Source organism: Massilia sp. 9I (assembly GCF_902506415.1).
Classification (GTDB): domain Bacteria; phylum Pseudomonadota; class Gammaproteobacteria; order Burkholderiales; family Burkholderiaceae_D; genus Telluria.
This window is the reverse complement of sequence record NZ_LR733275.1, coordinates 4,678,835-4,703,993: the sequence shown is the minus strand read 5'-3', so window position 1 is coordinate 4,703,993 and position 25,159 is coordinate 4,678,835. Positions and strand designations below refer to the sequence as shown.

Sequence of the window (25,159 nt, the reverse complement as noted above, 5' to 3'; positions counted from 1 at the left end):
AAATGAAATATTATTGCACGCCTGTCGGCAAGGGCTCCGGCAGCGCGGCCAGGATCATCACCGCCACGCGCCGGTTGCGGGCCTGGTTGGCGGCGCTGTCGTTCGGCGCCACCGGACGCGTGGCGCCGTGGCCGATCGCCGCCAGGCGCGCATCCTGGATGCCGTTCTCGATGAACAGCCGCACCACGCTGGCCGCGCGCACCGCCGACAGTTCCCAGTTCGACGCGTATTTCTCGCTCGCGATCGGGGTGTTGTCGGTATGGCCTTCGACCTCGATCCGGTGCGGATCGTTCTTGAGCAATCCTGCCACTTCGCCCAGCACCTCGCGTGCGTCCGGCTGCAGCGTCGCCTCGCCTTGCGCGAACAGCACGCTGGCATTGAGTTCGATGCTGATGCCGCGCGCATTCTGCGTCACCCGCACCTGCCCCGATTTCACCAGGGGCAGCAGGGTCGCGTTCAGGTCGCGCGCCAGGGTCTCCATGCGCTCGCGTTCGCGCTTGGCGGCTTCATGGCGCTTGCGGTTGACGATGTGCGACAGCGGCAGCACCGGCTCGACGCTGGTATAGGCCTGCGGCGCCATCTGGCGTCCGCCAAAGGCGTCGCCCAGGGCTTCGGACAGGACCGCGTACTTGCCCTCGTTGACGATCGAGATCGCGTACATGACGACGAAGAAGGCGAACAGCAGCGTGATGAAATCGGCATAGGAAATCAGCCAGCGCTCGTGGTGTTCGCCCGTGCCTTCCTCGTAGCGTTTGCGCGCCATGATGTGCTTAGTGGCGCGTCAGCAGGCTGGCCACCCGCTCGTCGACGACGCGGGTGTGGTCGCCGCTGGCGAGGTCGTGGAAGACTTCGGCGAGGATTTCGTACTGGGCCACCTTGTCGCTGACGATGGCCTTCAGCTTGTTCCCGACCGGGTAGAAGAACAGGTTGGCCAGACCCACGCCGTACACGGTGGAGACGAAAGCCACCGCGATGCCGGAGCCCAGGCGCGCGGGATCGGACAGGTTTTCCATCACGTGGATCAGGCCCAGCACCGCGCCCAGGATGCCGATGGTCGGTGCATAGCCGGCCGCCGATTCCCAGATGCGCGCGGCCTGGCGCTGCGCGAATTCGTAGGCGTTGATCTCGTTCTCGAGCAGGCTGCGGATCTTGTCGGGGGCGATGCCGTCGACCACCAGGCGCAGGCCCTTCTGGATGAATTTGTCTTTGGTGGCCATGTACTGCTCGAGCGAGAGCAGGCCATCGCGCCGCGCCGAGAGGCTCCACAGCGCGATCTCGCGCGACAGTTTGTCGCGGTCGGATTTGGGCGGAACGAACACCCAGCGCAGCATGCGCAGGCCCAGCATGAAGCTGCGCCGTTCGCTCTGCAGCAGCACGGCGCCCGCGGTGCCGATCACCACGATGGCGAAGGCGGCCGGCTGGATCAGCGAGGCGAACTTGCCGCCATCCAGGGTATGGCCGACCAGTACGCCCGCGATCGCGAGCACCAGGCCGGCTACGCTGGCCCAGTCCATAGCTGCTCCTTGAGTGCGGCGCGCAGGCGTGAAACGGCCTGGGTGTGCAGCTGCGACACCCGCGATTCGCTCACGCCCATGACGGCGCCGATTTCCTTCAGGTTGAGTTCTTCCTCGTAGTAGAGGCCCATCAGCATCTTCTCGCGCGGCGGCAGGTTATCGATGGCGTCGATCACGGCCTGGCGGAAGCCGGTATCGAGCAGGCTGCGCAGCGGATCGTCGTCGTCCACCGCATAGCGGTCGAGGAAGCCGTCACTGCCGCCTTCTTCGTCGTGGAAGTCTTCGTAGTACAGCAGCTGATGGCCGCCGGAGTCGCCCAGCATCTCCTGGTAGTCGCCGAGCGACATCTTGAGGGACTTGGCGATCTCGGATTCGCTGGCCGGACGGCCCAGGCGCTGCTGCAGCGCTTCCATCGCGGCTTCGACCTTGCGCATGTTCTGGCGCGTCGAGCGCGGCATCCAGTCGCTGTTGCGCAACTCGTCCAGCATGGCGCCGCGGATGCGCAAGACGGCATAGGTCTCGAACTGGGCGCCGTGGTTGTCCTCGTAGCGGTTGATCGCGTCCAGCAGGCCGATCATGCCGGCCTGTACCAGGTCATCGACTTCCACCGAAGGCGGCAGCTTGGCCTTCATGTGGTGGGCAAGACGCTTCACCAACGGCATGTGCTCCGTCAGCAAATGGTTCTTGTCCGCTTTCCCTTTGACCGTGTACATGCGTTCTGCTTATCTTTCCCGCGTTTCGTGTTCTTCTTAATGCCCGACGTGTGCACTGCCTCCCCTGCCCAGCCCGGGCATCGCGTGCAGCGCGAACTTGCCCGCCAGGCGCCGGAAGGCAACCGAAGCCCCCGCCAGCGGGAAGGCATCGACCACCGCACGGCCCAGGCGCGCGGCCCGGTGCAGGTACTCGTCGGCCGGCACCGAGCCCATCGAGCCCAGGCTGACCGCCAGGTAACGTGTTGCCGCGGTAGACATATTATCGTATACCACCTTGGCCTCCGCCTCTGTCGCGCCGGTAACAAGGATGCCGAAAGGACGGCGCCCCAGCTGCTGGGACAGGCGCTTGATCAGCGCGTAGGCGTTGGTGATCGAGGCGGCGGAGGTTCCCACCTGCACCACGATCTCGGAACTGGCCATCAGGGGCAACGGGAAGTCGCCATCCGGGCCCAGTTCGCCGTCGACCATCACGATGCCGGCCTGCTTGACCAGCACGTCGAAGGTCTTGGCCAGGCGGCGCGCATCGGACGTCCCGGCCGGCGTACCGAGCGAGGCCACCGAGAAACCCTGCGGCACCGCGTGCAGCACCTGGTTCAGGCCGCACTCCTGGCGCGCCACGTTCGCCAGGCTGGCGGCGCGGCTCAAGCCCAGGCGGCGTGCCACGCCATAGTCGCGTTCGCAGGCGTCGACGATCAGGACTTCGTTGCCGGTCTGAGCCAGCGAGGCGCCCAGGTTGACCAGCATCGCGCCCTTGTCGTCTTCAGGGGTGGCGGAGAGGAAGGTGACGATGCGCGGGCGCGGGCCCTGCAGCATCCGGCGCAGGCCTTCGGCCTGGTCGAAATCGAAACTAGCCAAGGTGCACCTCGCGCAGCGAACGGTCGGCGGCGGCAGCAGCCATCATCAGCGGCAGGTCGGCGTCGCCGAACTGGGCGGCGCTATTCCTGGTATTGCGGAAAGCGCGGTCGATCAGCATGGCGCGGTCGGCCAGGTGCAGGTCTTCCGGCACGCGCTGGCCGTTCGAGATGTAGTGCAGGTTCAGCTTCTGGCGGATCACGACGTCGAGCACGTTGCCGATCGAAGCGGCTTCGTCCAGCTTGGTCATGATGCAGCCGGCCAGGCCCGAGCCTTGATAAGCGCGCACCACTTCGTTCAGGGTCTCGTTGGTCGAGGTCGCGTTCAGGCACAGCAGGCGCTTCACGTCGGCGCCGGATTCGGACAGCATCGCCACCTGTTCGGTCACCATCTGGTCGCGCTGCGACATGCCGATGGTGTCGATCAGCACGGTGTGCTTGTTCTTGAGTTCTTTCAGGGCGATGCGCAGGTCGGCTTCGTCCTTCACCGAGTGCACCATCACGCCCAGGATCTTGCCGTAGATGCGCAGCTGCTCGTGGCCGCCGATACGGTAAGCGTCGGTGGTGATCAGGGCCAGCTTGTCCGGGCCGTGGCGCATCACGCAGCGCGCGGCCAGCTTGGCGGTGGTGGTGGTCTTGCCGACGCCGGTCGGACCGACCAGGGCGAACACGCCGCCGCGGTTCAGCAGGTCGTCTTCGTTGGCGATGGTGGTCAGGTTACGCGCCAGCACGGTCTTGATCCAGCGCAGCGCTTCAGCAGCATCTTTGGTCGCCGGCATCTTGTCGATCAGGTAGCGCGCCAGGGTCGCCGAGAAACCGGCGGCCAGCATCTCGCGCAGCACGGCGGCCTTCTGCGGCTCGCGCTGGGCGGTGGCGTTCCAGGACAGCTCGGCCAGCTGGGTTTCCATCAGGCCGCGCATGGCGCGGATCTCGTTCATCATGCCGCTCATCTCTGCGGCGGCCGATTCCTTGGCAGAGGCGATGGCGGCGCTCATCATCTGGGTCATGGCGGCCATGTCGATGCCCGGTTCCTGCGTCGGGGCGCGGCGGTTGACGTAGGTCGGCGGGATTTCCGGCTCGGCCAACGGGGCGGCGCGGCGTTCGACGTAAGGCTGGCCGGCGAACGGGTCCAGCTTGGGCTGGGCGGCGCGCGGGGCCGGGGCCGGGGCGCGGGCAAATACCGGTTCCGGGTCGAAATCGTTGTCGAAAGCCTGGAAGCTCGGCACCTGCGGCTCTTCGATGGCCGGGGAAGCCAGCGAGGCGACGTCGTCGTTGTCGAGTGCGAGGATCTCGACCACGCCGTCGACCGGACGGTTGGAGAGGATGACCGCGTCAGGGCCGAGCGCCTCGCGCACCTTGCGCAAGGCGTCACGGGAAGTAGCCGCTGTAAATTTCTTCACGTTCATCGTTTCTCTCCGCACTTCACTTGTACTGTTCTATGTTCGTCGCAGGCGCAATCGCCCGTCCATAGTCAGCATTATTGGCGATGCCGTAAGGAAACCATCGGGAGAGAAAGAAGGGGAAAACGGCTTATTTCAAAAGGCGGAGGTTTGCTGCGCGAGGAGCGGCGGGACGACGAAAGATGCCGGATTGGCTACTGGCGATGCCAACGTCGCGTAAGTACGCGTTATCTACCCTCTATCAACGTCGTCCCGGCGAAGGCCGGGACCCAATTTCCCGTCCGAAGTCGGGCCATCGACTATTCAACAAAATTGGGTTCCGGCCTTCGCCGGAACGACGGTTTTGCTGCTAGGTGAACAAAAGAAGGCTGACGGTCCACTACTTACATCGGCACGCCGACCAAACTGGTCACCCGAATCGTCTTGGTCTCCGGAATCTCGTTATGCGACAGCACCTTCAGCTGCGGCACCGCGCGGCGCAGGAAGCGCGACAGGAGCACGCGCAGCGGGGCCGGCACCAGGAGTACCGGGCTCAGGCCCATCTGCTCCTGCTGCTGGGCGGCATTCGCCGCCTGCTGGGCGATGGTGTCGGCCAGGCCCGGTTCGATGCCGGCGCCATCGCCGCCCGCGCCCATCGCCTGCATCAGGAGGCGCTCGAGGCGGTTGTCGAGGGTCATCACCGCCAGCTCGCTGGCGCCGGGGAACAACTGCTGCACGATCGCGCGGCCCAGCGCCACCCGCACCATGGCGGTCAGTTCGTTCGGGTCCTGGGTCTGGTTGGCATATTCCGACAGCGCTTCGATGATGGTGCGCATGTCGCGGATATGCACGCCTTCCTGCAGCAGGTTCTGCAGCACCTTCTGCAGGGTCGACAGCGAGACGACCTTCGGCACCAGGTCTTCCACCAGCTTCGGGGTTTCCTTTTGCAGGTGGTCGAGCAGCGCCTGCACTTCCAGGCGGCCCAGCAGTTCCGAGGCGTGGGTCGTGATCAGGTGGTTCAGGTGGGTCGCCACCACGGTGCCGGCGTCGACCACGGTGTAGCCCATGCTCTGCGCCTCGTCGCGCAGGCTGGCGTCGATCCAGGTTGCCGGCAGGCCGAAGGCCGGATCGACCGTCACCAGGCCCGGCAGCGTGCCGCTGGCCATGCCCGGGTTGATTGCCAGGAACTGGCCGTTCATGGCTTCGCCGGTGCCCACTTCCACGCCCTTCAGGGTGATGCGGTAGGCCGAGGGCTTCAGTTCCAGGTTGTCGCGGATGTGCACCGGCGGCGCCAGGAAGCCGACTTCCTGGGCGAACTTCTTGCGGATGCCCTTGATGCGCTTGAGCAGCTCGCCGCCCTGGGTCTTGTCGACCAGCGGGATCAGGCGGTAGCCCACTTCGAGGCCCAGGGTGTCGACCGCCATGACGTCCTGCCAGGTCGCCTCTTCCGACTCGGCCGGGTTGGCCGCGCCGCCCGCCGCAGCGGTGGCCGCCGCTTCGGCCGCCGCTGCCGCTTCCTTCTCCGGCTGTTCCTTCTTGCGCTTGGCAATCATGTAACCGCCGCCGCACAGGGCGCTGCCCAGCAGCAGGAACACCAGGTTCGGCATGCCCGGGATCAGGCCCAGCGCGAAGATGATGCCGCCGGTGATGTACAGGGCTTCCGGGCGCGCGAACAGCTGGTTGGTCAGCTGGCTGCTGATGTCTTCGTCGCTGGCGACGCGCGACACCACCATACCGGCCGCGATCGAGATGATCAGCGAAGGAATCTGCGCCACCAGGCCGTCACCGATGGCCAGCAGGGTGTACAGCTTCGAGGCTTCGCCGAAGGACAGGTCGTGCTGCACCACGCCGACGATCAGGCCGCCGATGACGTTGATCAGGGTGATCATGATGCCGGCGACGGCGTCGCCCTTCACGTACTTGGAGGCGCCGTCCATCGCGCCGTAGAACTCGGCTTCCTGGGCCACTTCGTTGCGGCGCTTGCGGGCGTCGGCTTCGCCGATCAGGCCGGCATTCAGGTCGGCGTCGATCGCCATCTGCTTGCCCGGCATCGCGTCCAGTGCGAAACGTGCGCCGACTTCGGCGATACGGCCCGCGCCCTTGGTCACGACGGAGAAGTTAATGATGGTCAGGATGATAAAGACCACGATACCGACGGTGTAGTTGCCGCCGATGAGGAAGTGGCCGAAGGCTTCGATGACCTTGCCGGCGGCGGCGCCGCCGGTGTGGCCTTCGGTCAGCACGATACGGGTCGAGGCCACGTTCAGCGACAGGCGCAGCATGGTGGAGACCAGCAGGATGGCCGGGAAGGCCATGAAGTCGAGCGGCTTGACCGTGTACAGGGCGGTCAGCAGGACGATGACGGACAGCGCGATGTTAAAGCTGAAGAACACGTCCAGCACGAAGGCCGGCAGCGGCAGGATCATCATCGCCAGCAGGACGATGATCAGGAGCGGCGCAGCCAGGGCGCTGCCGCCCCGGCTACCGAGGCCGCTCATCCATGCCGGCAGTTTGATGCTGTTCATTAGTGCAGTGCTCCGTCGTTGTCGCTATTCGTTGCGTTGCTGCCCGGCCCCTTGTAGGCCGGATCGTTCGGGTCCATCTCGGCCGGCACCGCCAGCTTCTTCGGACGATCCGGGTAGTCGCCCTCGCCCTTCTTGTAGGCGCGCAGCTGGTAGACATAGGCCAGCACTTCCGCCACGGCCGAGAACAGCTTCTCCGGGATCTCTTCGTCGATGTCGGTGTGCTTGTAGAGCGCACGGGCCAGGGCCGGGGCTTCCAGCAGGGTTACCTTGTGCTCGGCGCCGAGTTCGCGGATCTTGGCGGCGACCTCGTCGATACCCTTGGCCACCACCCGCGGCGCGCCCTTCTGGCCGTCGGTGTACTTCAGCGCCACCGCATAGTGCGTCGGGTTGGTGACGATCACATCGGCAGTAGGGACATTCTGCATCATGCGGCTACGCGCCATTTCGCGCTGCATCTGGCGAATCTTCCCTTTAATCTGCGGATTGCCGTCCGATTCCTTCGATTCCTGGATCATCTCCTGGCGCGTCATCTTCATCTTGTCGTGGTAGTGCCACAGCTGGTACGGGCCATCGATGGCCGCGATCACGCCCAGGGCGCCGACGATGAACAGGAAGGCCTTGGCCACCATGGCGCCCACGTGGGCGCTGCTTTCGCCCAGCGGCTCGACCGCCAGGCCCAGCACCGCTTCCTTCTGGCCCATGATGACGACCCAGGCCACGGCGCCGACCACCAGGGTCTTGGCGATGGCCTTCAGCAGTTCGATCAGGGCATTGGTGGAGAACATGTTGCCGATCCCGCTGATGGGGTTCAGCTTCATGAAGTTCGGCACGAAGGCCTTGGAGGAGAAATTCCAGCCGCCGATCAGCAGCGGCGAGGCCAGCGCGACCAGCATCACGAGGCCGGCCAGCGGCAGGCAGGCGAGCAGCACCGCCACCAGGTCGACCGTGATGCGCTCGATCAGGACGTTCGGGTTGTAGACCTGGTCACGGGTGAGCGACAGGCCGGAATGCAGGGCCTCGCCCAGCTTGCCGACCAGCGAGCCGCCGGTCATCCACAGGCCGGCGCCGGTGGCCATCAGGACGGTAAAGGTAGCGATTTCGCGCGAACGGGGAACGTCGCCTTCCTCACGGGCTTTCTCGAGCCTTCTGGGTGACGCTGGTTCTGTCCGTTCCGCGTCGCTGTCGTCCGCCATCCACCGCTCCCGTTAACGAAATCTATCGAAAACAGGATTATCTCAGGTGTTGCCGTACGGCTATAAGGGGAGAAGGATGGGAAAAGGCTGCCTATTCAGCGCCGCCCCTTGTCAATCGAACAGTTCGGCGGCCGGGAAAGGCAGGCCCTTGTCATCCTTGCCGGAGACGATCGGCGCGCCCTGCAGCGGCCAGTCGATCGCCAGGGTCGGGTCGTTCCAGGCGATGCAGCGCTCGTGCTCGGGGGCGTAGTAGTCGGTGGTCTTGTACAGGAACTCGGCCGACTCCGACAGCACCAGGAAGCCGTGGGCGAAGCCTTCCGGCACCCAGAGCTGGGTACGGTTCTCGGCGCTCAGCACCTCGCCCAGCCACTGCCCGAAGGTGGGCGAGGAACGGCGCAGGTCGACCACCACGTCGTAGACGCTGCCGGCGGTGACGCGCACCAGCTTGCCCTGGGGCTGGCGGATCTGGTAGTGCAGGCCGCGCAGCACGCGCTTAGCCGACTTCGAGTGGTTGTCCTGCACGAAGTCGAGCCTGCGGCCGATCGCTTCCTCGAAGCGCGCCTGGTGGTAGCTCTCGTAGAAGAAGCCGCGCTCGTCGCCGAACACGCGCGGCTCGATGCGCAAGACATCGGGAATGGCCAGCCGGGTGATCCGCATGCTAATACACCTTCTCCTTCAGCAGCCGCATCAGGTACTTGCCATAGCCGTTGTTCTTCATGGGCGCGGCCAGGGTTTCCAGCTGGGCGGCATCGATCCAGCCCTTGCGGTAAGCGATCTCCTCAGGGCAGGACACCTTCAGGCCCTGGCGCTTTTCCAGCGTCTCGATGAAATGGCTGGCGTCCAGCAGCGATTCGTGGGTGCCGGTATCGAGCCAGGCGTAGCCGCGCTGCATGATCTCGACCTGCAGCCGGCCCATGTCCATGTAGGCGCGGTTCATGTCGGTGATCTCGAGTTCCCCGCGCGCCGACGGCTTGAGGGTGCGTGCGATGTCGACCGCCTGCGCGTCATAGAAATACAGGCCGGTCACCGCGTAGTTCGAGCGCGGCTGGAGCGGCTTTTCTTCCAGGCTGACGGCGCGCCCCAGCGAGTCGAACTCGATCACGCCGTAGCGCTCCGGGTCCTGCACGTGGTAGGCGAACACGCTGGCGTTCTCGCTCTGGTTGGCGCGCTCGAGCATGAACATCAGGTCGTGGCCGTAGAAGATGTTGTCGCCCAGGACCAGGGCCGACGGACTGCCGGCCAGGAAGTCGGCGCCGATCAGGTAGGCCTGGGCGATGCCGTCGGGCGACTCCTGCACCGCGTAGGTGATATTCAGGCCCAGGTGGGCGCCGTCGCCCAGCAGCTGCTGGAAGCGCGGCGTGTCCAGCGGGGTCGAAATCACCAGGATGTCCTGGATCCCGGCCAGCATCAGGGTGCTGAGCGGGTAGTAGATCATCGGCTTGTCGAACACCGGCAGCAGTTGCTTCGAGACGGCCAGCGTGGCCGGATACAGGCGGGTGCCGCTGCCGCCCGCCAGGATGATGCCCTTGCGCTTCATGGTTTTCCTTGTCCTTGTTCTTGTGCCACCAGTTCGTCCACCAGGCGATCCACGTGATGCCGCCAGTCCGGCAGCACCACGCCGAAACGGCTGCGGAACTTGATGCAGTCCAGGCGCGAATTGGCCGGCCGCCGCGCCGCCGCGGCGAAGTCGCTGCTCGACACCGCCCGCACCCCCTCCGGCCCCGCCTTCAGCATGGCGCCCTGCTCGCGCGCGCGCGCCAGCACGTGGCGCGCATAGTCATGCCAGCTGGTGGCGCCGCCCGCCGCCAGGTGATAGGTGCCGGAATAGCTGTCCGCCTCACGCCCGCTGAGGGCGATGCGGTACAGCGCCAGCGCAGTGGCGTCGGCCACCAGCGCCGCGCCGGTCGGGGCGCCGACCTGGTCGGCCACCACGTCCAGCGTGTCGCGTTCGCGCGCCAGGCGCAGCATGGTCTTGGCAAAGTTAGCGCCGCGCGTGCCGAACACCCAGCTGGTGCGCAGGATCAGGTGGCGCGCGCCGCTGGCGCGGATGCGCTCCTCGCCTTCGCACTTGCTGCGGCCATAGGCCGACAGCGGCGCGGTGGCATCCAGCTCGTTCCAGGCGCCCTCCTTGCTGCCGTCGAACACGTAGTCGGTCGAATAGTGCACCAGCCAGGCGCCGCGTGCCTGCGCCTCACGCGCGAGCACGCCGGGTGCAACGGCGTTCACCAGGCGCGCCCGGTCTTCGTCGGTCTCGGCGCGGTCGACGGCGGTGTAGGCGGCGGCGTTGACGATCAGTTCGGGGCGCACGGCGCGCACGCGTGCGCCCAGCGCTTCCGGGTCGAGGAAGTCGGCGTCCAGCCTGCCCCACGCGACCAGGTCGCCCAAGGGGGCCAGGCTGCGCTGCAGTTCCCAGCCGACCTGGCCGTCCTTGCCCAGCAGGAGGATCTTCATGGAGCCGCTTGCCCGTACTGGCGCTCGACCCAGTCGCGATAGTGGCCGCTGGTGACGTCCTGCACCCAGTCCTGGTTGGCCAGGTACCACGCGACCGTCTTGCGGATCCCGGTCTCGAAGGTCTCGAGCGGACGCCAGCCGAGTTCGCGTTCCAGCTTGCCGGCGTCGATCGCGTAGCGGCGGTCGTGGCCGGGGCGGTCCTTCACGAAGCTGATCTGGGTGGCGTAGGACTGGCCGTCAACGCGCGGACGCAGCTCGTCCAGGATGGCACACAGGGTCTGCACGACCTCGATGTTGGCTTTCTCGTTGCAGCCGCCGACGTTGTAGGTCTCGCCCAGCCGGCCTTCGGCCAGCACGCGGCGGATCGCGCTGCAATGGTCGCCCACGTACAGCCAGTCGCGCACCTGGCGGCCGTCGCCGTAGACCGGCAGCGGCTTGCTGGCCAGCGCGTGGTGGATCACCAGGGGGATCAGTTTTTCCGGGAAGTGGTAGGGACCGTAGTTGTTCGAACAGTTGGTGGTCACCACCGGCAGCCCGTAGGTGTGGTGCCAGGCGCGCACCAGGTGGTCCGAGGCGGCCTTGCTGGCCGAATACGGACTGTTCGGCTCGTAACGGTGCTGTTCGGTGAAGGCCGGTGCGGTGGGCGCCAGCGAGCCATAGACTTCGTCGGTCGAGACGTGCAGGAAGCGGAAGCCCGTCTTTTCTTCGCCTTGCAAGCCATCCCAGTAGGCGCGCACCGCTTCCAGCAGGCCGAAGGTGCCGACCACGTTGGTCTGGATGAAGGCGGCGGGGCCGTCGATCGAGCGGTCGACGTGGCTTTCGGCGGCAAAGTTGATGACGGCCCGCACCCGGTGCCCGTTCAACAGGCGCGCCACGAGCGCGCCGTCGCCGATGTCGCCGCGCACGAAGTGGTGGCGCGGGTCGTTCGCGATCGAGGCCAGGTTGCCGAGGTTGCCGGCGTAGGTCAGCTTGTCGAGGTTGACGACCGGCTCGCTGTGCTGCGCCAGCCAGTCGATGACGAAGTTCGCGCCGATGAAGCCCGCCCCGCCCGTTACAAGAATTGTCATGCGCTGCAGTTTCCGAGTATCCGATTGCCCATTCTCGGTTGACATGGCGGCTGGGTCAACCCGCCGCCGTGGGGGGAAACTGCAGGTAGCGTTTTAGAGCGCCTAACAAAACCCTCAGGGCAAGGCGCGTCGTCGAAGACAGTACGCTAGTACGGCGAGACGACGCAACGCCGCCATGAGGGGAATTGTTAGGCGCTCTACAGGCCGCGCTGGATGAAGGAGGAGTTGGGCGACTCGAGGGCAATGTCGGCCAGCGGGGTGGCCAGCGGCGCCGGGCGCTGCATGCGGCGGCGGCGCGCCCACCAGGCCGACACCACGAAGGCGTACACCGACAGGTACAGCAGGAAGCTGGCCAGTACGCCCTGCAGAAGGGCTTCCGGCACGGCGGCGAAGCGCACCGCCGTCATGGCCGGCACCAGGGCCACCGCCCACGAGAAAGGCGAGACGCAGGCATTGCGCAGCGGCGCCGGCAGTGCGCGGAAGTAGCGCGCCGCGATCGCGGTCTTGACCAGGCTGTGCAGGTGCCAGCTGTCCGGGTGGCCCGGATGGCGGCGGCACCACAGGCGGCGCACGATGGTGAACACGGTCTCGAAAATCGGATAGCCGCAGGCCAGCAGCGGCGCCCAGGGCGAGACCAGCGGATTGCGGTAGACCAGCATCACCGACAGCCAGGCCAGCAGGAAGCCGAGCAGGTAGGCGCCGCCGTCACCCAGGAACAGCTTACCGAAGGGGAAGTTCACCACGAAGAAGCCGGCCGTGACAGCGCAGACCACGAAGCAGAGCTGGCCGAGTGCGGCGTCGCCGGCATCCTGGGCGATGATGCCGAGCGCGGCCATGCCGATCAGCACGGTGCCGCTGGCCAGGCCGTTGAAACCGTCGATGATGTTGACGGCATTGGCCACGCCGCCCACCGCGAAGGCGGTGAACAGGACCGAGGCCGGCAGCCAGCCGAGCAGGATGTCGAGCGGCGCGACGCCGATGTGCAGCAGGGTGACGCCGGTCAGGCCCCAGCAGCAGACGCCGCTGGCCATGGTGGCGAGCAGGCGCGCGCGCACCGACACGTTGCGGGTCAGGTCTTCGGCCAGGCCGAACACGAAAGCGGGCATGGCGGACACCAGCACCGGCAGCAGCAGTTCCTGCTGGTCGGGCGGCAGCACGCCGAGCGAGAGCCAGAGGCCGAGCATGATGGCGGCGCCACCGATGCGCGGGGTCGGGGTGATATGGAACTTCTGCACGCCGTGCGTCGCGTCCAGCGAATAACGCCCGTGCCAGCGCGTCGTGAGGACGAGCAGCAGGGAACAGGCAAGCGACACGATAAACCCGAGCTCGAGGCCGGCGAATGGCAAATTAATAATACTCATAGAACCACTTTGTTAACTCGTCAATTCTATCGCATTTCTATTTAACCAACCCCCAATCGTGTTACAGACTGTTTCCTCGCTTGGCGGCGCAAGTTGTTGATTGTTCAAGCACAATTCGGCGATTCTGAGACTTTGAGGAGTCGCAATCAAGCTCCCATAAACTTCTCCTAATATTTCTCGACAATTTGAGACACTTTATTGGCGGCAATTTTCCTGCTGGTTGAACCCAGCATAGAGGAGACAGCATGGGGTTCAGCCGACGTGTCATCCTCGCCGCATCCCTCCTTCCCTGTTTCTGCCTGCAGCCCGTGCTGGCCCAGACGTCAAGCGAACTGGCCGAGCTGCGCATGCGCCAGTTGGAAGCCGAAACGCGCCAGGCCGTGGCCGAAGCGGAACGGGCCGAACTGCTGGCACGCCTGCCGCCCAGCCAGTCGAAACCCCTGAGCGGCGCGGTCGACACGCGCCAGTTCGGGGCCGCCGGGCTGGTGCGCGCCTTCGACCTGGCGCGCGAACTGGCCGCGCTGCTCTGCACCCGTCTGCCCGCAGGCCGTCCTGCCGCCCTGTACGATCCGTCCACCGCCCAGGGCATGGTAGCGGCGCGCACCGTGGACAGCGCCCTCGCCCGCCTGTCGAACGACATGGCGGAGCGCAACAAGGAATTGCAACGCTACCTCGACACCCACCGCCAGCCGGGTTCGAGCGCGCTACCGGCCGCCCTGTTTACCTTTCTCACCGTGGTGCCAGCCACCGTGCGCGCCGGCGCCGACCTCGCCGCCCTGCTGCGCAGCGACGTATTGGCGAGTGGGATCGGCTACGGCGAAGGCGCGCGCAGCCTGTTCGCCAGCGCCCTGGCCCAGTCCTGCCCCGAGCGCATCAGCGGGCTCGGCGCCGGCTACCTTGGGGAACTCGACTGGGCGCGCTACGAGAAGCTGCTGGGACGGCTGAAGGCCCTGGCCGACCACCGCGCCGGCTACGCCCAGCGCATCGCCGAACTGCAAGCTCTGCTTGACGCAGTCAAGGGCGAGGAAAAAAAGGAGTTCGCGCAAGTGGCACAGGCCGCGCTGGCCCAGCTGAAGGTGGTGGACGCCTTTGTGGACTCCCTCAAGGCTGGCGAAGCAAGCGAGAAAAGCCCGCTGTTCAATGCCGCGCGCTATCTCGGCTACAGCGAGCGCACCGCGGGCAGCCTGGTGCTGGACATCGACCTGCGGCTGGAAGGCATGAGCATCGTGAAGGAAAACCTGTTCAGCGGCCAGCAGCTGCGCCTGTCGGGCACCGCCTTCCTGTGGTACCGGCTGCACGAGCCGGACGGGCGGCTCGTGAGCGCCGAGGTGCTGCGCCGCATCAGCCGGCCCGTGGAGGTGGATCTGCGCGGCAGCGGCGCACCCGACGCCTTCTGGTCGGGGCCGTGAGGCTCAAGGTTCCAGACGTTTGACCGTCTGGTCGATGGCGCCGAAGATCGACTTGCCCTTCTCGTCCAGCATCTCGATGCGGATGCTGTCGCCGAAGCGCATGAAGGGCGTGCTGGGCGAGCCTTCGGCGATCGTCTCGAGGCAGCGCTGCTCGGCGATGCACGAGTAGCCGCGGCTCACATCCTTGTTCGAGACCGTGCCAGAGCCGATGATGCTGCCGGCCCGCACCCGGCGGCTCTTGGCCAGGTGCGCGATCAACTGCGGGAAGTTGAACACCATGTCGGTGCCGGCATCCGGCTGCCCGACCAGATGGCCGTTCCAGGTCGAGCGCAGCGGCAGGTGCACCTTGCCGTCGCGCCAAGCCTCGCCCAGTTCGTCCGGCGTCACCGCCACCGGCGCGAAGCTGGTCGCCGGCTTCGATTGCAGGAAGCCGAAACCCTTGGCCAGTTCGTCGGGAATCAGGTTGCGCAGCGAGACGTCGTTGGCCAGCATGAGCAGGCGGATCTGGCCATGCGCCTCGTCCGGGGTCGCGCCCATGGGCACGTCGCCCGTCACCACCGCGACTTCCGCCTCGAAGTCGATGCCCCACTCCTCGTGCGCCAGCATGATGTCGTCCATCGGCCCGATGAAATCGTCACTGCCGCCCTGGTACATCAAGGGATCTTCCCAGAACGAAGCCGGCATCTCGGCCTTGCGCGCCTTGCGCACCAGTTCGACGTGGTTGACATAGGCGGAGCCGTCCGCCCACTGGTAGGCGCGCGGCAGCGGCGCCATGCACCTGGCCGGGTCGAAGTCGAAGGGGCGGCGCGCGCGGCCTTCGTTCAGCAGCAGAGACAGGTCGGCCAGCTGGGGCGCGATGAAGCCCCAGTCGTCGAGCGCGGCCTGCAGCGTGGGCGCGATGCCGTCGGCGACGTGGGCGGTCTTGAGGTCGCGCGATACGACCAGCAATTGGCCGTCGCGGGTACCGTCGTTGAGGGTGGCGAGTTTCATATGGCGGACTCCAGTGAGCAGTCCGCCATTGTAATGTCGGCTTGGCCGCCCGTCAGTATTGGACCACCACGCCAGCGCCGATCGTGCGCTGGAAGTAGTTGTAGTCGATCAGGCTCTGGCCGTATCCCGAGAACCAGTGCAGGTAGCCCTTGAGCGGACCGGCCAGCGGGAAGGCCCAGCCGAGCTGGGTCGCACCCTTGCGGGTCGAGAAATTGCGGCGCAGCAGGGCGGAGAACTCGTGGCCGTCGACGCGATAGGTGCCGGCCAGCTCGGCGCGGCCCATGTAGTCGGTGATGTCCGGGTTGTTGTCGTCCTCAGCCGATTCCTTGATGCGCTTCCACACCCGCCCCGTCAGGGACAGGCGCCCGCGCTCCAGGCCGACCTCGGCATAGAGCCGGTTCCAGCTGCGCGACAGGGTCGAGGACTGGCCGTTCGACTGGTGGTTCAGGCCCAGGTTCAGGTATTTCAGGTTGGCGCCGAACACGCCGAAGTTCAGCGGCGTCACCACCATCACCTCGGGCTGGTAATTGGTTTCGCGGAATGGGCTCGAGGCCTCGCGGTTGCCGGCCTGCCAGAAGCTGTTCTGGGTATAGCCGAACCAGACGTCGACCGGCGATTCGAAGGCCGTCTCGACCAGCTTCATCTTGAAGCCGAGCTGGTACTGCAGTTCGGCATGCGACAGCTTGCCGGTGAAGTCGGCGGCGCGGAAGGGCTCGTAGGGCGCCTCGTTGGGGCGGTAGGTACGGGCCGCGATCAGGTAGTTCGGGTTGTGCGGGCGGAACACGAAGGTGCCGCGGCGGTGCTTGTCGTCCAGCTCCCAGTGGCCGGCCATCGTGTATTCGGCGGCGGCCTCGACCACCGGGTCGACCGACGCGGCCGGGTCCGGCTGCGGCTTGACCGGGAAGGCGGTCGGCTGCTGGCCCGGCGTCATGCTTGCCACGGCGGGCGCCGGCGCCGCTTCGAGAGCGGGCGCAGCGGGCGTGGCGCCATGGGCGACGGCCAGGCGGTCGAAACAGGCCAGGCGCGCATTCGTTTCGACGAGCTTGCTGCAGTCGCCCAGCTGCTGCTGGATCGACGGCGGAGTCTGTTGGGCGGTGGCTGGAAGGGCGAACAGGAGCGGCAGCAGCGCTGCAGGAATCTTCTTTAAGTGCATGGGCTTTCTTCGGAAACGGCTATGCGGCCGCGCTGCCATGCACAAGAGCTTGCATGACTTGGCGGATTGTCAACAGCAGTGTCGCGGAAAACCGGGGAAGATGGCGCACCGTTTGCCGCAGCGCGGCAAACGTATCTGGAAGCTCAGGGTACAAGAAGGTCGAGCTGTTCCTGCTCCAGGAAGCACCACTCCCCTTCCTTCAGGCCGAGGGATTCGAGCGTCAGCCCGCCGATCTGCGAACGGTGCAGCGCGCTGCAGTGGTTGCCGGCGGCGGCCAGCATGCGCTTGACCTGGTGGTACTTGCCCTGCTCCAGCACGATCTCGAGCAGGTGCTCGCCGCGCTGCACGCAGGACACCGCCTTCAGGGGCGCCGGCTCGTCATGCAGCTGCACGCCCGCCAGCATCTGATCGACCAGCGCCTGGGTCACCGCTTCGGCAGTGGTGGCCTGGTAGACCTTGGGCACGTGGCGCTTGGGCGAGGACTGGGCGTGGATGAAGGGGCCGTCGTCCGACATCAGGAGCAGCCCGGTGGTGTCGTGGTCGAGGCGGCCGACCGGCTGCACGTCGCGCCAGCCGAACTGCTCGGGCAGCAGGGTCAATACACCCGGATGATGGCTCGGCTTGCGCGAGCATTCGTAATTGGCCGGCTTATACAGGGCCAGATAGACGTGCTCGCGGTAGCGCCATTCCTCGTCGAACACGGTCAGCACCAAATCCGAGGTATCGAAGGTCGCCTTGAAATTGTCTTCGACCGTGCCGTTGACCAGCACGTCGCCGTCCTCGATCAGGGCGCGGCAGTATTTGCGGGTGCCGAAACCCTGCGATTGCAGGATGCGGTCCAGGGATAATTTGCTCATGGGGCGCCACTGTAACAGAAGCGGCGCGCAAGGGGCAGGCCCGCCAAAATACCTCCAAAGTAAGAAGCCTTACCCACCCTGCCTGAACCGCTCCCCCTTTCCTGGGGTAAAGTATTCCGACAGCCTTCGGATGCATCCGTTCATTTGACGAGCGTCAAGCCTAGGAAGTTTCCTATTGATAGACTTCAACGCGTTAGGAATCCGCCTAATCACTTGAGGACTTTTAAGCAAAGTTTCTCCATACTAATAGGACAAGACCGTGCACACCAACGCGCAACCGACCAAAGGCCCGATCCCGTTCGACGTCGACCCTGACGAACGGCGCCAGATTGCCCGATACCACGCCGCCCTCTTCCCCACGCGCCTTGCCTTGTCGCGCTGGCAACATGGCGGCCATATCCCGCACCTGCACCATGGCGCCCCGGCTGTGCGCGCCGCCTGGTATGCCGCCGCCCGGCGCGATTTCCAGGCCTGGCTCGACCGCGGCGGCTTCATGCAGCACGAAGACGCACCGCTGCCGCTGCGCCCGCCCGAAATCACCGATTGCCAGCCGGCCCGCGACGGCGATACCCAGCACCTGGGCACCTGCACCTGAATCTGCCGTCCCGAAAATGAAAACGACGGCCGAGGCCGTCGTTTCCATTTCCTGTGAAGGAACACCACTGTGAGGAATTGAATTCTCTCGAAGCTGCACGCGCGGTGCAGTGGGGGAGCGTCCTTCGAGCAAGTGGTGATAACGCTATGTGTCGCCACCGGCCTGCCTTCAAGTCGCTACACCCAATATAGAACAAGTTCCGCAGGATGCAAGCAAAATGTCATCTTACCTGCGGAATAGCGCCCTTGTAGGCGGCGCTGACGGCGCCATTTCCCACTGCCGCGCCGAATTTCTTCAGGACGCGTTCCGGCAAGCCTTCGTGGGCGGTGTAGTCGACGATGTCCTCGGCCTTGACGATGTCGCGCGCCACCGTATCGACGGTGCCGAAGCCATCGGCCAGGCCCATCTGGACTGCCTTGGCGCCGGTCCAGTACAGGCCGGAGAAGGTTTCCGGGGTTTCCTTCAGGCGCTTGCCGCGGCCCGCGCGCACCACCGAAATGAATTGCTGGTGGATTTCGTTCAGCATCGCCTGGGCGTGCGCCTTGTGCTTGTCCGACTGCGGGCTGAACGGATCGAGGAAGCCCTTGTTCTCGCCGGCGGTGAGCAGGCGGCGCTCGACGCCCAGCTTTTCCATGGTGCCCACGAAACCGAAGCTGTCCATCAGCACGCCGACCGAACCGACGATCGAGGCCTTGTTCACATAGATGCGGTCGGCCGCCGACGCGATGTAGTAGCCGCCCGAGGCGCAGATCTCGTCCACCACCACGTAGAGCGGCTTGTCCGGATAGGCGCGCTTGAGGCGCTGGATCTCGTCGACGATGATGCCGGCCTGCACCGGGCTGCCGCCGGGGCTGTCGATGCGCATCACCACCGCGGCCGAGCCCGCGTCGGAAAACGCCTTGTTCAGCGAAGGAATCACGGTATCGGCTGCGCCGCTGCCCTCGGATTCGATCTCGCCGTTGATTTCGATGAGAGCGGTGTGGCGGCCCAGGTTCTCGTCGCCGCCGAAGCCGAAGGTGGAATCGTAATAGGTCAGCAGGGCCAGCACGGCCACCAGCAGGAAGCTGAGCTTGAAGAAGATGCCCCAGCGGCGCGCCGCGCGGCGTTCCTGCACGGTGGCGAACACCAGCTTTTCCAGGGTGGCGCGCTCCCAGTTGCTGATCGTGGGATCGGCGGCGAGCCGTTTATCGAGCGGGCTGTCGCCCGCGGGGTCGTGGTCGTGACGCGTTTGGTCGCTCATTCGCTGGGCATTCACTTAATGTTCGGTGTTGATTCCTCGGGTGCGGGTGGACGCACCATGTCGTCGGGCTGCCACCAGATGCCGCCGTCGCGTTCGCTCACGGCGATCGGCCGCAGCCGGCCGCCGCGGCACGGACCGCCGGCGCACTTGCCGGTATCCGGCTCGTACACCGCACCGTGGGTCGCGCACATCAGGTACAGGCCGCTCGACTCGAAAAAGTCGCCTTGCGACCAGTCGAGTTCGATCGGCACGTGTGCACAACGGTTCAGATAGGCAAATGGTTTACCGTCATAACGTACCACAAAGCCCGTCGTCGGGTGCCCAAAGGCAATGACCGCAAAGCGGACGCCCTTGCCGCCGTCAAGCAGCGCATCCGCTTCGCACACGAACAGGCTGTGATCGTCGGCCATCCTTACGCGTTCTCCAGCAACCACGCATGCAGCTCGGGAATCGAGCGGGCCGAGAAGATCGGGTTGCAGGCCTGCAGCTGGTGCACCGGATGGGCGCCGAACTCGACCGCAATGCCGGAGGCGCCGGCATTGTTCGCCATCATCAGGTCGTGCGTTGTGTCGCCGATCATCACGGTGCGGCGCAGGTCCTGGCCCAGTTCGCGCGTCAGTTCCTGCAGCATCGCCGGGTGCGGCTTGGAGAAGGTCTCGTCGGCGCAGCGGGTGGCGTCGAACATGGACAGCAGGCCGGCCGCGTTCATGGCCCGGTTCAGGCCTACCCTGCTCTTGCCCGTGGCCACCGCCAGGAAGTAGCCGTCGGCCGCAAGTTCGCTCAACATCTCGCGAACTCCCTTGAACAGCACCAGTTCGTGGTCTTTGGTCAGGAAGTGATAGCGGTAGCGCTCGACCATTTTCGGGTACAGCACCGGGTCGATGTCCGGCAGTACGGTCTGCATTGCTTCGGACAGGCTGAGGCCGATGACGTGCGAGGCCGAGGCATCGCTCGGCACCGGCAGGCCGAGATCACGCGCCGCCGACTGGATGCAGCGCACGATCGCGGCCGTACTGTCCATCAGGGTGCCGTCCCAGTCGAAGACGATCAGGTCAAATTGCTTTCTTGGCATGCTCTTTATATGCGCGAGAGGCGGATTTCCCGCCTCACATTGCTATTTATATGATTGGTTGCCCCAAGCTTACCAAGAATCGGTCGCACTCGGCCGGCAGCGGCGCGCGCAAGGTCATCGGCTGGCCGGTGTCGGGGTGGGTGAAGGTGATCTGGTAGGCGTGCAGGAACATGCGCTTGAGGGCGCCGCGCTCATTGGTTGCCTTCTGAAGCTGCTTGTTCAGCGCAAAATCGCCGTACTTCTCGTCGCCCAGGATGGGGAAGCCACTCGATGCCAGGTGCACGCGGATCTGGTGCGTGCGGCCGGTCTTGAGTTCGGCTTCTAGCAAGGCGAAGTCTTTCCATTTGCGCTTCAGGTTGAACACCGTGTGCGCTTCCTGGCCGCCGGCCTGCACCACCACGCGGCGCTCGCCGTCGGGGGTCGTGAATTTATGTAAAGGGAGCTTTACATGCTGGCGCTTGTTGGTCCAGTCGCCGACCACCGCGGTCAGGTAGCGCTTGTCGGTCACGCCGTCGCGCATCTGGTCGTGCAGGTTGGTCAGGGCCGAACGTTTCTTGGCGATGAGCAAGAGCCCAGAAGTTTCCCGATCGAGCCGGTGCACCAGTTCCAGGAACTTGGCCTGCGGCCGCGCCGCGCGCAATTGTTCAATGACACCGTAGGACACGCCCGAGCCGCCATGCACGGCGACGCCGGCCGGCTTGTCGATCACGAGCAGGTGCGTGTCCTCGAACACGATGGGGAATTCGAGGCCCGGTGTGGCCTGCTGGCTGGCCTTCTCGGCAATGCGGATCGGCGGGATGCGCACCAGGTCGCCCTCGGCGAGGCGGTACAACTGGTCGATGCGGCCCTTGTTGACCCGCACTTCCCCCGAACGGAGGATGCGGTAAATATGGCTCTTGGGGACGCCTTTGCAGACACGCAACAGGTAGTTATCGATCCGCTGACCGGCTTCTTCTTCGGTAATTGTGACGAACTGCGCCTGGATTGTTGGCTGTGATGAAGGGGGAACAACATCGTTCTGTACCACTGTTCGCATTGTCTTCCCAGAAATTCTCTCTAAGTCCTTCATTTTGAATATATAATCGACAGGCGGCGGTCAAACCTCTGCTGGTGTAAGAATTAAAACGATATTTTACACAGGGGCGCGCTCCACCGGCCCCGCTTATCAGCAAATTCGGTGGAAAAAAACGTGTACGCACATTCAGGCGCCGATCAGGGTTGCACCTGCAGTTGCAATCGGGTTGTGTGGCTGAGTGCAGGATTGGTTTGTTTGGATTTGTATGGATAAGTACCGGAAAGCCACCCAATGGCGGCTCGCCGGTTGATGGTGTCGATAACGCTTGTCGTCTTCGCCCGACCCGATGTAGGCCTCACCTGAAGGCTGGAATAGCGAAGGCTGATTGATCGCCTCGGTATCGAAGTCTCGGTTGTTCGCTGGCTACGGTCTGGCCCGTTGTTGCACACCGACCCGCTGTCCCCGCCGTGCCCACCCCAACGTGGTGGCAGGCGGGCCAGTCGCTGGTTACGGCGTGCGTAGACAATGACGTTCGGCTCCATTTGCGCCCTGTGTGGCAGCGATGCCTGGCATCGCCCTGCCCCGTCCCGGGTATTCCCCCCTCCAACATTCCCTTCTCCGCGTACATTCCATGTACTTTCGCCGCGCCTAACCAGCGCGGCATGACACGGCCTTCGGGTCGCGGAGTTAATAAAAATGAAACGCATGTTGTTTAACGCTACGCAGCAAGAGGAGCTGCGCGTAGCGATTGTCGACGGCCAGAAGCTGATCGACATCGATATCGAGACCGCTGGTCGCGAGCAACGCAAGTCCAATATCTACAAGGGTGTCATCACCCGCATCGAACCCTCCCTCGAAGCTTGCTTCGTCAGCTACGGCGAAGACCGCCACGGTTTCCTCCCCTTCAAAGAAGTTGCCCGTACCTATTTCCGCGATGGCGTCGACGTGCGTAACTGCACGATCAAGGAAGCCCTCAAGGAAGGCCAGGAAATCATGGTCCAGGTCGAGAAGGAAGAGCGCGGCAACAAGGGCGCAGCCCTGACCTCGTTCATCTCGCTGGCGGGCCGCTATCTGGTCCTGATGCCGAACAACCCGCGCGGCGGCGGCGTGTCGCGCCGTGTCGAAGGCGAAGAGCGCCAGGAACTGCGCGAGACCATGGACAAGCTCGACCTGCCGCAGGGCATGTCGGTGATCGCCCGTACCGCCGGCATCGGCCGCACGGTCGAAGAACTGCAGTGGGACCTGAACTACCTGATGCAGCTGTGGCGCGCGATCGAAGGCGCCGGCAAGTCGGCCGCCGGTCCGTTCCTGATCTATCAGGAAAGCTCGCTGGTGATCCGCGCGATCCGCGACTACTTCCAGCCGGACATCGGCGAAGTGCTGATCGACACCGACGAGATCTACGAACAGGCGCAGCAGTTCATGTCGCACGTGATGCCGGACATGGCGCACCGCGTGAAACGCTACAGCGACGACGTGCCGCTGTTCTCGCGCTTCCAGATCGAACACCAGATCGAGACCGCCTACGCGCGCACCGTGCCGCTGCCGTCGGGTGGCGCGATCGTCATCGACCACACCGAAGCCCTGGTCTCCATCGACGTCAACTCGGCGCGCGCCACGCGCGGCTCGGACATCGAGACCACCGCCTTCAACACCAACTGCGAAGCGGCCGACGAAGTCGCCCGCCAGCTGCGCCTGCGCGACCTGGGCGGCCTGATCGTGATCGACTTCATCGACATGGAAGTGGCCAAGAACCAGCGCGAAGTGGAACAGCGCCTGAAGGACGCCCTGCACCATGACCGTGCACGCGTCCAGATGGGCAAGATCTCGCGCTTCGGCCTGATGGAACTGTCGCGCCAGCGCCTGCGTCCGTCGCTGTCGGAAGGCTCGCACGTGACCTGCCCGCGCTGCTCGGGCACCGGCCACATCCGCGATACCGAATCCTCGGCCCTGCAAGTCCTGCGCATCATCCAGGAAGAGGCCATGAAAGAGAATTCGGCCGCGATCCACGTGCAGGTGCCGGTCGACGTCGCCGCGTTCCTGCTGAACGAAAAGCGCGGCGAAGTGCTCAAGATCGAGAACCGCCACCGCATCACCGTGATCCTGATCCCGAACAAGCATCTGGACACCCCGCACTACAAGCTCGAGCGCATCAAGCACGACGATCCGCGCCTGGAAGACGTGGCCGCCAGCTACACCATGGCGGAATCGGCCGAGACCGACATGAGCTTCTCCAAGCGCCAGAAGGAAGAAGCCAAGCCGCGCCAGGAAGCCGTGGTCAAGACCATCACCCCGGCCCAGCCGGCGCCGATGGTGGACCGCAGCGAAGCGGCCAAACCGGTCAAGGCGGCAGCGCCTGCCCCGACGCCGACGCCAGCCGCACCGGCCCCGAGCGAACTGGGCTTCTTCGCCCGCATCAAGAACTTCTTCATGGGCGCACCGGTTGCACCGGCGCCGGTACCCGCACCAGTGGTGGCCGAGAAGCCTGCGTCGCCTGCAGCAGCCGAGCGCGGCGAGCGCGGTGGCCGCAACGGCCAGCGCACCCGCAACGGCCGCGGCGCCAAGGGCGGCCGCGAGCGCGACGAGACTGCAAAGCTCGACGACAGCGCCAAGCCGGTGGAAGCCGAAGGCAAGCCGGCCCGTCCGCCGCGCGAGAAGCGTGAACCGCGCGAGCCGCGTGAGCCACGTGCGCCGCGCGAGCAGGTCGAAGGCGCACCGGCACGTGCCGAACGCGAACCGGGCGAACGCAAGGAACGCGCACCGCGCCAGCCGCGTGGCGAACGCGCTGCCCAGCAGACCGAAGCCAAGGCTGAAGAGCTGAGGCTCCAGGCCGTCCCGGCGCCGAGCGACGAAAGCGAACTGTCGACCACCACCCCGCACGGCGACGTGCTGGACCACGCGGTGAAAGTCGCGGCAACCGGTCCGGATGGCGAGGAACTGGAAAGCGAAGGCGGCGACGAGCCGCGCCGCCGCCGCCGCCGCGGTGGCCGCAACCGCAACCGCCGCGACCGTGACGGGCTGGATGGCGTCGAGTCGGGCGAAGGCGTCGACGGCGCACCGGCATTCACCCCGGTGGCCGACGAGGAAGCCGCCAAGGTAGCTGCCGAAGCCAGGTCGCCGAAGAAGGCTGCCCAGCTTGAGGCGGGTCCGTGGCCGTTCCCGACCTCGGCATCGATGGCTGCCAAAGCGAAGGCCGAAGCCGACGCCGCTGCCCGCGCTGCCGCCAAGGCCGCTGCTGCGGCAGCCGCTGCGGCTGCACCGGCGCCGGCGCCGGTTGCTGCAGCACCTGCTCCAGCTCCGACCGTCGCAGCCGATCCGGGTCCGTGGCTGTTCCCGACTGCAGCATCGATGGCCGTCGCCCAGGCGCCGGCAGTGGAAGCCGCACCGGCGCCGGTCGCCGAAGCGCCCGCCGCTCCGGCCGCTCCGGTCGCTCCGGTCGCTCCGGTCGCACCTGCACCTGCCCCGGTTGCTGCTGCTCCGGCCCCGGTTGCTGCTGCTCCAGCCCCGGTCGCCACCCCGGCTCCCGCGGACCTGAACGAAGTCCTGTCCGCCGCCGGCCTGCAGCTCGCGTCGACCGACCCGGAAAAGCTGCGCGCCGCCCAGGAAGCCGCGGCCCAGGCCAACACGCCTCAGCGCGTCGGCCGTGCCCGCAAGAAGGTAGAGGCGCCGGTGGACGAGCCGCTGGTCCAGGTGGACACCCGTCAGTAATCCGCTGACCGCCACGTAAAAAAGGGGGAGGCTTCGGCCTCCCCTTTTGTATTGATGGGTTAGCAT

22 protein-coding genes are annotated in these 25,159 nt (G+C 65.6%); 3 read left to right on the top strand and 19 right to left on the bottom strand.

Features of this window, described 5'->3' with window-relative positions; all coding sequences use genetic code 11:
* Positions 1-10 precede the first annotated feature (10 nt).
* The 12 genes from motD to GV068_RS20905 form a co-directional block, all read right to left on the bottom strand.
* Positions 11-763: a flagellar motor protein MotD gene (gene motD / locus GV068_RS20960; RefSeq protein WP_159702415.1), complete on the bottom strand. Its 753-nt coding sequence runs from the start codon at positions 761-763 to the stop codon at positions 11-13.
* 7 nt (positions 764-770) lie between these two features.
* Entirely contained in the window at positions 771-1,514 is a 744-nt protein-coding gene (locus tag GV068_RS20955; protein WP_159702412.1) for a flagellar motor protein, read from the bottom strand.
* Positions 1,496-2,227, bottom strand: a complete 732-nt coding sequence (locus GV068_RS20950; RefSeq protein WP_159702409.1) for an RNA polymerase sigma factor FliA — start codon at positions 2,225-2,227, stop codon at positions 1,496-1,498. The genes GV068_RS20955 and GV068_RS20950 overlap by 19 nt, the downstream gene beginning before the upstream one ends.
* A gap of 36 nt (positions 2,228-2,263) precedes the next feature.
* Entirely contained in the window at positions 2,264-3,082 is an 819-nt protein-coding gene (locus tag GV068_RS20945) for an antiactivator of flagellar biosynthesis FleN protein (RefSeq protein ID WP_159702406.1), read from the bottom strand.
* On the bottom strand, positions 3,075-4,484 hold the full coding sequence (flhF, locus tag GV068_RS20940; protein WP_159702403.1) for a flagellar biosynthesis protein FlhF: 1,410 nt from the start codon (positions 4,482-4,484) through the stop codon (positions 3,075-3,077). The genes GV068_RS20945 and flhF overlap by 8 nt, the downstream gene beginning before the upstream one ends.
* A 377-nt stretch (positions 4,485-4,861) precedes the next feature.
* Positions 4,862-6,982 (bottom strand): flagellar biosynthesis protein FlhA, encoded by a 2,121-nt coding sequence (gene flhA, locus GV068_RS20935; protein ID WP_159702400.1) that lies wholly within the window; start codon positions 6,980-6,982, stop codon positions 4,862-4,864.
* The gene (flhB, locus tag GV068_RS20930) at positions 6,982-8,175 is read right to left on the bottom strand and encodes a flagellar biosynthesis protein FlhB (RefSeq protein ID WP_159702397.1); all 1,194 of its coding nucleotides are present in this window, start codon (positions 8,173-8,175) and stop codon (positions 6,982-6,984) included. Before flhB ends, flhA begins: the two co-directional genes overlap by 1 nt.
* Before the next feature lie 111 nt (positions 8,176-8,286).
* Positions 8,287-8,832: a dTDP-4-dehydrorhamnose 3,5-epimerase gene (gene rfbC, locus GV068_RS20925; protein WP_159702394.1), complete on the bottom strand. Its 546-nt coding sequence runs from the start codon at positions 8,830-8,832 to the stop codon at positions 8,287-8,289.
* 1 nt (position 8,833) lies between these two features.
* A complete protein-coding gene (gene rfbA, locus GV068_RS20920) occupies positions 8,834-9,712 on the bottom strand; it encodes a glucose-1-phosphate thymidylyltransferase RfbA (protein WP_159702391.1) in 879 nt (292 codons plus the stop codon).
* Positions 9,709-10,626 carry a dTDP-4-dehydrorhamnose reductase gene (gene rfbD / locus GV068_RS20915; RefSeq protein ID WP_159702388.1) on the bottom strand — a complete coding sequence of 306 codons (918 nt, stop codon included), beginning with the start codon at positions 10,624-10,626 and terminating at the stop codon, positions 9,709-9,711. Before rfbD ends, rfbA begins: the two co-directional genes overlap by 4 nt.
* A complete protein-coding gene (gene rfbB / locus GV068_RS20910; RefSeq protein ID WP_159702385.1) occupies positions 10,623-11,693 on the bottom strand; it encodes a dTDP-glucose 4,6-dehydratase in 1,071 nt (356 codons plus the stop codon). The genes rfbD and rfbB overlap by 4 nt, the downstream gene beginning before the upstream one ends.
* Before the next feature lie 197 nt (positions 11,694-11,890).
* Positions 11,891-13,054, bottom strand: coding sequence for a glycosyltransferase (locus GV068_RS20905; RefSeq protein ID WP_159702382.1), 1,164 nt, complete (start codon positions 13,052-13,054; stop codon positions 11,891-11,893).
* Between the two features lie 245 nt (positions 13,055-13,299).
* On the opposite strand from GV068_RS20905, the gene GV068_RS20900 reads away from it, so the two are divergent.
* On the top strand, positions 13,300-14,463 hold the full coding sequence (locus tag GV068_RS20900) for a hypothetical protein (RefSeq protein WP_159702379.1): 1,164 nt from the start codon (positions 13,300-13,302) through the stop codon (positions 14,461-14,463).
* Between the two features lie 3 nt (positions 14,464-14,466).
* On the opposite strand, the gene GV068_RS20895 is transcribed toward GV068_RS20900, so the two are convergent.
* The 3 genes from GV068_RS20895 to GV068_RS20885 all read right to left on the bottom strand — a co-directional run bounded on the left by GV068_RS20895 (position 14,467) and on the right by GV068_RS20885 (position 17,463).
* Positions 14,467-15,453: a fumarylacetoacetate hydrolase family protein gene (locus GV068_RS20895; RefSeq protein WP_159702376.1), complete on the bottom strand. Its 987-nt coding sequence runs from the start codon at positions 15,451-15,453 to the stop codon at positions 14,467-14,469.
* Between the two features lie 52 nt (positions 15,454-15,505).
* A complete protein-coding gene (locus tag GV068_RS20890; protein WP_159702373.1) occupies positions 15,506-16,606 on the bottom strand; it encodes a phospholipase A in 1,101 nt (366 codons plus the stop codon).
* Positions 16,607-16,749: 143 nt separating this feature from the next.
* On the bottom strand, positions 16,750-17,463 hold the full coding sequence (locus tag GV068_RS20885; RefSeq protein WP_159702370.1) for a pseudouridine synthase: 714 nt from the start codon (positions 17,461-17,463) through the stop codon (positions 16,750-16,752).
* 259 nt (positions 17,464-17,722) lie between these two features.
* On the opposite strand from GV068_RS20885, the gene GV068_RS20880 reads away from it, so the two are divergent.
* Entirely contained in the window at positions 17,723-18,058 is a 336-nt protein-coding gene (locus tag GV068_RS20880; protein ID WP_159702367.1) for a hypothetical protein, read from the top strand.
* 220 nt (positions 18,059-18,278) lie between these two features.
* On the opposite strand, the gene GV068_RS20875 is transcribed toward GV068_RS20880, so the two are convergent.
* The 4 genes from GV068_RS20875 to GV068_RS20860 are packed head-to-tail and all read right to left on the bottom strand — an operon-like array spanning position 18,279 to position 21,406.
* A complete protein-coding gene (locus GV068_RS20875; RefSeq protein WP_159702364.1) occupies positions 18,279-19,298 on the bottom strand; it encodes a S49 family peptidase in 1,020 nt (339 codons plus the stop codon).
* Between the two features lie 11 nt (positions 19,299-19,309).
* On the bottom strand, positions 19,310-19,708 hold the full coding sequence (locus tag GV068_RS20870) for a Rieske (2Fe-2S) protein (protein ID WP_159702361.1): 399 nt from the start codon (positions 19,706-19,708) through the stop codon (positions 19,310-19,312).
* Between the two features lie 2 nt (positions 19,709-19,710).
* Positions 19,711-20,370 (bottom strand): HAD-IIIA family hydrolase, encoded by a 660-nt coding sequence (locus GV068_RS20865; RefSeq protein WP_159702358.1) that lies wholly within the window; start codon positions 20,368-20,370, stop codon positions 19,711-19,713.
* A gap of 46 nt (positions 20,371-20,416) precedes the next feature.
* Complete coding sequence (locus tag GV068_RS20860; protein ID WP_159702355.1) at positions 20,417-21,406, bottom strand: RluA family pseudouridine synthase; 990 nt, start codon at positions 21,404-21,406, stop codon at positions 20,417-20,419.
* Between the two features lie 675 nt (positions 21,407-22,081).
* On the opposite strand from GV068_RS20860, the gene GV068_RS20855 reads away from it, so the two are divergent.
* Positions 22,082-25,093, top strand: a complete 3,012-nt coding sequence (locus tag GV068_RS20855; RefSeq protein ID WP_159702352.1) for an Rne/Rng family ribonuclease — start codon at positions 22,082-22,084, stop codon at positions 25,091-25,093.
* The last annotated feature ends 66 nt before the right edge of the window (positions 25,094-25,159 follow it).